The organism is Streptomyces sp. NPDC005761, assembly GCF_040630635.1.
GTDB lineage: Bacteria > Actinomycetota > Actinomycetes > Streptomycetales > Streptomycetaceae > Streptomyces.
Genome location: NZ_JBEXXX010000091.1, coordinates 1 through 6,785, shown reverse-complemented (window position 1 = coordinate 6,785; position 6,785 = coordinate 1). Strand labels below are relative to the sequence as shown.

The 6,785-nt window shown below is 69.7% G+C and carries 5 protein-coding genes; 1 reads left to right on the top strand and 4 read right to left on the bottom strand.

Features of this window, described 5'->3' with window-relative positions:
• Window positions 1–132 precede the first annotated feature (132 nt).
• From ABZ434_RS35870 to ABZ434_RS35855, 4 genes are all read right to left on the bottom strand, one after another.
• A complete protein-coding gene (locus ABZ434_RS35870) occupies window positions 133–1,728 on the bottom strand; it encodes an MFS transporter (protein WP_359146240.1) in 1,596 nt (531 codons plus the stop codon).
• A 130-nt stretch (window positions 1,729–1,858) separates the two neighbouring features.
• The gene (locus ABZ434_RS35865; RefSeq protein ID WP_359146237.1) at window positions 1,859–3,409 is read right to left on the bottom strand and encodes an AMP-binding protein; all 1,551 of its coding nucleotides are present in this window, start codon (window positions 3,407–3,409) and stop codon (window positions 1,859–1,861) included.
• A complete protein-coding gene (locus ABZ434_RS35860) occupies window positions 3,378–4,262 on the bottom strand; it encodes a helix-turn-helix domain-containing protein (protein ID WP_359146234.1) in 885 nt (294 codons plus the stop codon). The genes ABZ434_RS35865 and ABZ434_RS35860 overlap by 32 nt, the downstream gene beginning before the upstream one ends.
• A 29-nt stretch (window positions 4,263–4,291) precedes the next feature.
• Window positions 4,292–4,489, bottom strand: a complete 198-nt coding sequence (locus tag ABZ434_RS35855) for an acyl carrier protein (RefSeq protein WP_359146243.1) — start codon at window positions 4,487–4,489, stop codon at window positions 4,292–4,294.
• 558 nt (window positions 4,490–5,047) lie between these two features.
• Here ABZ434_RS35855 and ABZ434_RS35850 point away from each other — a divergent pair.
• A partial coding sequence (locus ABZ434_RS35850; protein WP_359146231.1) for a type I polyketide synthase occupies window positions 5,048–6,785 on the top strand: 1,738 nt, incomplete at its 3' end.

Genomic DNA, 6,785 nt, shown 5'->3' with positions numbered 1-6,785 from the left:
GCCCCCCCCCGCGACCACCCCCCACGGCTCTACACTCTTACCCTCCCCTCCGATATTATCAACGGGGCTGGTTGCCCACCCGGCCGGGTGGGCAACCAGCCCCCTTCCACGCGTGCGGCGCCCCCGGCCGGCTCAGCCCGCGGTGGGCTGCATGCGCTTGGGGGAGGGCACGGTCGCGGGTGCGTCGATGTCGTACGGGTCGATCGGCTCGCCCGTCTCGATCGGTACCTTGCGCAGCAGCACGGCGACGATCGCGGCGACCACGACCATGGCGGCGGCCCCGGAGAGCGCTGCCACCTGGAGGCCGTGGGTGAAGGCCTCGCGGCTGGTGGCGAGCAGTTCGGCGCCGACCGCGGCCGGCTGCTGGGCGGCGACGGTCGCGGCACCGCCGATCGTGTTGCGCACCGCCTCCAGCGCCTCGCCGCCGAGGCCGGCCGGGTTAACCGCGTTCATGTCATGCCGGTAGATGGCGGACCCGATGCTGCCGATGACGGCGAAGCCGAACGCGCTGCCGAACTCGGTGAACGTCTCCGAGGTGGCGGTGGACGATCCGGCGTGCTCCTTCGGCGCGGAGGTGACGACGATCTCCGCCGTGAGCGTCTTGGAGGCCGTCATGCCGGCCGCCATCAGCCCCACGCCCACCAGCAGGACGGCGACGTTCGAATCCACGGTGAGGCGGCTGAGCACGCCGAAACCGATGGCCATCACCAGCATGCCGCTGGCGACCAGATAGACCGGCTTGACCTTGCGGGAGAGGGCCGAGACGAGGCCGACCGCGATGCCGATCGCCGGCATCACCGCCATGGACCACAGGGCCGCCCGGAAGGGTGTCATGTCCAGCACCATCTGGAGGTACTGGTTGGTCAGGATGCTGACGCCCATGAAGGAGAACATCACCATCAGGTTCGTCAGGATGGCCCCGGTGAAGCCGCCGTAGCGGAACAGCGAGATGTCGATGAGCGGGTGGGACGTCATGCGCTGGCGCTGCACGAAGGCGATCAGCAGGACGGCGCCGACGGCGGCCCAGATCGCGGACTCGCGGGACCAGCCGTCGACGGCCAGCTCCTTGAGTCCGTAGATGAAGGGCATGATGCCCGCGACCGACAGGAACGCACCGAGCACGTCCAGCTTGCCGCGCGAGGGGTCGCGCCGCTCCGGCAGCAGGATCGGGGCCAGGATCAGCACCAGCACCATCACCGGGGTGTTGATCACGAAGACCGAGCCCCACCAGAAGTGGTTCAGCAGCAGGCCGCCCACGACCGGACCGAGGGCCGCCCCGGTGGCGAGGGTCCCGCTCCAGGCGGCGATGGCCGACTTCCGCTGCTTGGAGTCGTGGAACATGTTGCGGATCAGGGCCAGGGAGGTCGGCGTCAGCGTCGCGGCGCCGAGTCCCAGCAGGGCGCGCGAGGCGATGAGCATCTCGGGGCTGTCCGCCGTCGCGGCGAGTGCGGACGCGACGCCGAAGACCAGGGCGCCGATGATCAGGAGCTTCCGACGCCCGAAGCGGTCGCCCACCCAGCCCATCGTGATCAGCGCACCGGCCAGCACGAAGCTGTAGATGTCCATGATCCACAGCAGCTGGGTGGCGCTCGGCCTGAGCGACTCGCTGATGGGCGTGATCGCGAAGCCGAGAACCGAGATGTCAATGGCGATCAGCAGGGTGACCAGGACGATCACCACGAGGCCGAGCCATTCCTTGAGCCCCGCGCGGGGCTTGTTTTCTGTCATGGCAATCGTCCATGCCTTCCTGCGTCATGACCCTGGGTACGTAACACGCTGAGCGTATCAGGTACGCGTCGGCGTGTCGCGTACTCATCGATGGCGGACCAGGGCTCCGGGGCCCTGCCGTGCTTGGGTTTCAGCGCGGTCGGCCGAGCAGCTCCAGTGCGCGGTGCAGCAGCGCGCGGCGGTCGATCTTCCGATTGGAGTTGAGCGGAAATTCCGCGATGTGGAAGAAATGCTGGGGGAGTGCGGACCGGGGGAGCGTGTTGCTCAGCTCGCGGGCCAGGGTGACGGGCGGCACGCGCTCGCCGGTGTGGAAAGCCGCCAGAGTGACGCCCTGCTCGGAGGGAACCGGCACCGCGACGGCGTCGTCCACCCCCGGGCACCGGCGCAACGCCTCGTCGATCTCCGCCAGTTCGATCCGTACGCCACGGACCTGAACCTGCTGGTCCAGTCGGCCGAGGTAGAGCAACTGCCCGTCCTCGCCGAGCCGGATCCGGTCGCCCGTCCGGTAGTAGCGCAGTCCGTCCCGGTCCAGGAACCGGCCCGCGTCGTCGGCCGGGTCCAGATAGCCGGCGGTGAGCTGCGGTCCGGCGACACACAACTCTCCTTCCAGCGGTTCCGGTTCGCCGTCCGTGCCGAGCAGCATCCAGGCGTGCCCCGCGTGCACCGGTCCGATCGGGACGACACCCGCGACGGAGATCCCGGGCGACCGCTCGGGTGACCAGTGGTGCCGGGTGATGGTGATCGTCAGCTCGGTGGGACCGTAGAGGTTCTCGATGGCTGAACCCGTCGCCGCGCGCTGCCAGTCCGTCACGTCCTGGCAGGTCACCGCCTCGCCCGCGAAGAAGCTCCAGCGCAATGAGGGCAGTGCGCCGTCCGCGAGCCCGCCCGTACGGCGGATCAGGCCGATCGCGCTGGGGGTGGAGAACCAGACGGTGACGCCCTGTTCGGCGACGAACCCGGGCAGGTCCCGGTAAGCGTTCGGCGGCACGGCCACCAGCGTGGCACCGGCGCCCCACGCGCAGAACAGGTCGAACATCGCGCAGTCGAAGTTCAGATCGAAGTTCTGGGAGAACACATCGTGCGGACCGAAGTCGTACCGCGCGTCGAGCAGGCCGAAGTAGTGGGCTCCGTTGGCGTGCGTGACCGGCACGCCCTTGGGGCGGCCGGTGGAGCCCGAGGTGAAGAGCACGTACGCGACGTCGTCGGGCGCGACCGGGCACGGATGGGTCAGGCGTGCAGCCGGATCGGGGGCGATCACCCCGGCGGTGCCGCCCTCGGCCCCCTCCAGCAGAGCGGGAAGCGTGACGCCTTCGGCGCGGAGCTTCTCCAGCGCCGTGACCGCCTCGCCGTCCACGATCAGCGCCTGGACCCCAGCCGCTTCGAGCATCTGGAGAGTGCGGAGCACGGGGAAGGAGGGCTGCAGCGGAACCATCGGCACCCCGGTGAACAGGCAGGCCAGGATGCCCGTATAGGCGTCGAGTCCCTTGCCCGCGAGCACGCCCACCGCGGCCGGGCGCTCCGGGAACGCGGCCAGCAACGAGCCCGCCCAGCTCAGCGCCCGGTCGTACAGTTCCCGGTACGTCAACGAGGCGTCGCCGGCCCGGATGGCGACCCCCTGCGGGGACCGCGCGAGTCCGCGCAGAAAACGGTCATAGAGGGCGTGGGCCGACGTCTGGTCCATGAGTGTTCCCCGGCTGGCGATGGATGGATGAGGTGGAGCGGTGCCCGGTGCCCGCGAGCCGCAGGAGGACCTCGGTGAGATCGGCCCAGGAGCGGGTGGCCGGCGCATGGTGCAGGGAGACCCGGGGATTTCTCACGAGCCACTCGCGTACGCCCCGGGAACGCACCGCACCCGTCCCGTTCAGCAGCAGGTGCAGCCTCGGGTAGGGGTGGGCCTGGGCGACGGCGTCCAGGAGGTTGAGGAAGGCGGCCGGTGCGGAGGCGCTGTCCGCCCCCGGTCCGGCCCGGTCGACCAGCAGGGGGCGGAACCGTTCCTCGGCCCGGTGCCCCGTCCGCTCGTCCGCCCGCAGGACCACGGCGTTCCACGACGACGCGCGGAAGACACCGACGACCCCGCGATGAACCCCGGGCGGCAGGGGCGGAACGGCGGGCAGTTGGAAGGCCTCGGGACGATGCGGCCGGACCCCCCACTTGCGCCACACGCGCGCCACCGTGGAGTGGGCGATCCCCAATTCACCGGCGAGCAGCCGCGACGACCAGTACGGGGCCCGCAGCCGGGCCGGCGGCCTGGCGCCGTCCGCGAGTGTCGCGACGAGCACCGCCACCTCGTCCACTGTTGCGGGACGTCCCGGCCGGGGCAGGTCGCCGAGCGCCGCGATACCCGCATCCGCGTACCGCGTACGCCACTTGATGACGGTCGGACGGGAGACCCGCAGCTGGGCGGCGACCTCCGTGTTCGAGGCACCCCCTGCGGCGAGCAGCACGATCCGTGCCCTCCGGACGAGCCCGGCGGGCGCGGTCGACATGCGGGTCAGAGCCTCCAGCCGGGCCCGGTCGCCCTCGTGCAGACGCAATGCCGGGACGCTATGCATGTCACCGGCCCTCAGCGCAGACGTTGCAGTGCGTTCCAGAGAACGTCCGGGGTCTCGAATATCTCCAGGGAGAGCGCCTCGTCGCGGAAGTGCACGGCGTAAGCGGATTCGAGGCCGGCGAGCAGCTCGATCATGCCCAGCGAATCGAGACCGTATTCGCGCATTCTCATGTCCCCCGTGATCGGCTCGTCCGGGGGAAGGAAGGACATCTGCTTCCGAAGGAGAATGTCGAACTGTTCATCCCACATGATGACTCCGGTTTCAGGCGCGAAGGGGTGGAAGGCTGTTCCGGGATCGCCGGCCCGCGCCGGGCCCGCAGCGGCAGAATCCGCCCGCGGACAGCCGGCTGCCCACGTGCCCGGCGGGCATGGGATACCGGGCCCCGACGCTAGCCCCGGCGGGCCCGAACCAGTACCCCTACCCGCCCCTATGAAGGCGTCACCGGAAGGGGGATCCGGGCTGCAGGGACGGGGCCGGCGCTCCGTGGCCGCGTCCTCCCTCGCAGGTGAGGCCGGTCCTACGGGCTCCGATCGGCTGCGCGCCACCCATCGGGACGGTTCGGCAACCCCACCCCGGCTCTGGGGTGACCGGGGTGGGGCAGGGGCCCGATTGTGGGGGGCCCAGGGCACGACTAAGGGGTGGGCAACAGGTCCACCGGCACCGTAATTTTCCGAGTGGTCCCACGCTTCATTCCCTTGTCCCGCTCATTCCGTCACCTGCTCGGGTCCGCGGTCCGCTGAACGTCATGACACAGGAGGGCATGCTCGGTGAGTAACGAGGAAAAACTTCTCGAGTATCTGCGCCGGGCGACAGCCGACTTGCGCGACATGCGCAAAAGGCTCGCTGCCGCCGAACGCAAGTCCAGCGGCGAGCCGATTGCGATCGTGGGGATGGCGTGTCGTTATCCGGGTGGGGTGGGTTCTCCGGATGAGTTGTGGGATCTGGTGGTGGAGGGCCGGGACGGTGTGTCGGGGTTTCCGGTGGACCGTGGGTGGGATGTGGAGGGGCTTTACGATCCGGAGCCGGGGAAGCCGAATCGTACGGTGACGCGTGAGGGTGGTTTTCTGTACGACGCGGCTGATTTCGATGCCGGGGTGTTCGGTATCTCGCCTCGTGAGGCATTGGGGATGGATCCGCAGCAGCGGTTGCTGTTGGAGGCGTCCTGGGAGGCGGTGGAGAGTGCGGGGATCGATCCCCTCTCCCTGAAGGGCAGCCGGACCGGCGTCTTCGCCGGCCTGATGTACCACGACTACGCGCTGGGCACCGAGGCCGCCGCCACGACCGGCGGCAGCCTCGTCTCGGGGCGCGTCTCCTACACCCTCGGCCTCGAAGGCCCGTCGTTGACGGTGGACACCGCCTGCTCGTCCTCGCTCGTGGCCCTGCACCTGGGCGCCCAGGCCCTGCGCTCCGACGAGTGCTCGATGGCGCTGGTCGGCGGCGTGACGGTGATGACGACGCCGGACATGTTCCTCTACTTCAGTCATCAGCGGGGCATGGCGAAGGACGGCCGTTGCAAGTCCTTCGCCGCCGACGCGGACGGCACCGGCTGCTCGGAGGGCGTCGGCGTCCTCATGCTGGAGCGCTTGTCGGACGCCCAGCGGAACAACCACCCGATCCTCGCGGTGATCCGGGGAAGCGCCATCAACCAGGACGGTGCCTCCAGCAGCATGACGGCTCCCAACGGTCCGTCGCAGCAGCGCGTGATCCGGGCAGCGCTGGAGGGCGCGGGGTTGACGGCCTCGGACGTCGACCTGGTGGAGGCGCATGGGACGGGTACTCGGTTGGGTGATCCGATCGAGGCGCAGGCGTTGCTGGCGACGTACGGGCAGGGCCGTCCGGACGGCGATCCGTTGTGGCTCGGCTCGCTGAAGTCGAACCTTGGCCACACACAGGCTGCGGCGGGTGTGGGTGGGGTGATCAAGGCGGTGCAGGCGATTCGGCATGGTGTGTTGCCGAGGACGTTGCATGTGGATGTGCCGACGCCGCAGGTGGATTGGTCTGTGGGTGCGGTGGAGTTGTTGACGGAGTCGCGGGTGTGGCCGGTGCGGGATCGTCCGCGTCGGGTGGGTGTGTCGTCGTTCGGTCTGAGTGGGACGAACGCCCACGTGATCGTGGAGCAGGCTCCGGTGGTCGAGGTGCCGGAGACGACCGCCGTTGTTGAGGTGCCGGTGGTTCCGGTGGTGTTGTCAGCGCGGAGCGAGGCGGGTCTGTCCGCCCAGGCGGCCAAGTTGCTGGAGCGGGTAAGGGCTTCGACTTCGCTGTTGGATGTGGGTTTTTCGTCGGTGGTGTCGCGGGCGGTGTTGGAGCATCGTGCGGTGGTTGCGGTCGCTGACCGTGAGGAGTTGGTGCGGGGCCTGACCGTGCTGGCCGAGGGTGGGGTTGCGGCTTCGGTGGTGCGGGGTGCGGTGCGGCCGGTGGGCAAGGTGGCGTTCTTGTTCACGGGGCAGGGTGCGCAGCGGTTGGGGATGGGCCGGGAGCTGTATGAGGCGTATCCGGTGTTCGCGG

Excerpts from the sequence above, each read along its gene's own strand:
- ABZ434_RS35870 (WP_359146240.1), bottom strand. The coding sequence starts at position 1,728 with ATGACAGAAAACAAGCCCCGCGCGGGGCTCAAGGAATGGCTCGGCCTC.
- ABZ434_RS35865 (WP_359146237.1), bottom strand. The coding sequence starts at position 3,409 with ATGGACCAGACGTCGGCCCACGCCCTCTATGACCGTTTTCTGCGCGGA.
- ABZ434_RS35855 (WP_359146243.1), bottom strand. The coding sequence starts at position 4,489 with ATGTCCTTCCTTCCCCCGGACGAGCCGATCACGGGGGACATGAGAATG.